The organism is Desulfovibrio piger ATCC 29098 (genome assembly GCF_000156375.1).
GTDB lineage: Bacteria > Desulfobacterota > Desulfovibrionia > Desulfovibrionales > Desulfovibrionaceae > Desulfovibrio > Desulfovibrio piger.
This window is the reverse complement of record NZ_DS996363.1, coordinates 1-800: the sequence shown is the minus strand read 5'-3', so window position 1 is coordinate 800 and position 800 is coordinate 1. Positions and strand designations below refer to the sequence as shown.

Here is an 800-nt window from a genome sequence, read left to right as displayed (position 1 = left end):
ACAGGTGGACGAAACCCGAAAGCCTGCCACGAAGGCGCGGGGCAACGTGCTGTTTTTGCGTGGGGATCAGACCGGGAACGTGCGCATTCCCGCCGGGCGTATCGTGCGGACACAGCCCGACGGCAAGGGCGATATCTACCGTTATGTGACGGATGAGCTGGCCGTACTGCCGGAAGGCGCGGCATCCGTGGCCGTGCCCGCCACGGCGGAGGAATACGGCCAGGGAGCCAACGCCGCAGTGGGGCAGATATGCGAGCTTGTCACTCCGGTGGAAGGCATTTCGGGTGTGACCAATGCGGCGGACTGGCTGATTGAGGAAGGCGCGGATGCGGAAAGCGACGCGAGTTTGCGGCGGCGCTATGTGCTGGCCTGGCAGAGCCAGGCGGGCGTGACCCGCGCGGCCTATGAAGCCGCCGCGCTTTCCGTTCCCGGTGTGGTGGACGTGTATGTGGCGGATCAGCATCCGCGCGGGGAAGGCACGGTGGACGTGGTGGTCCAGGGCGCGGCGGGACTGCCCACGGCAAGCCTGTTGGCTGAGGTCCGCACAGCCTTGGATAGCGCCATCGTCATCAATCACGACCTTCTGGTGAAAGCGCCGGAGCCGGTGACGGTGCCTGTCAAGGCGGTGCTGGAACTGCTCTCCGGAGACGCGGACGCCGTGAAGGCTGAAGCGGAGAATTGGGTTCGCTCCATGTTTTCCTACGGTGACGATCCGGCTATCCCGCGCTTTTCCATCGGCAGGGACGTGGTGCGGGACCGCCTGGCCTCCGGCCTTGTTTCCATCGCCGGGGTGAAGCGCG

The 800-nt window shown here is 65.9% G+C and carries 1 protein-coding gene; it reads left to right on the top strand.

Annotated features, from left to right (window positions below; translation table 11 throughout):
• Positions 1–46: 46 nt before the first annotated feature.
• Positions 47–800: baseplate J/gp47 family protein (locus DESPIG_RS12400; protein ID WP_246118328.1), on the top strand; the 754-nt coding region annotated here is incomplete at its 3' end.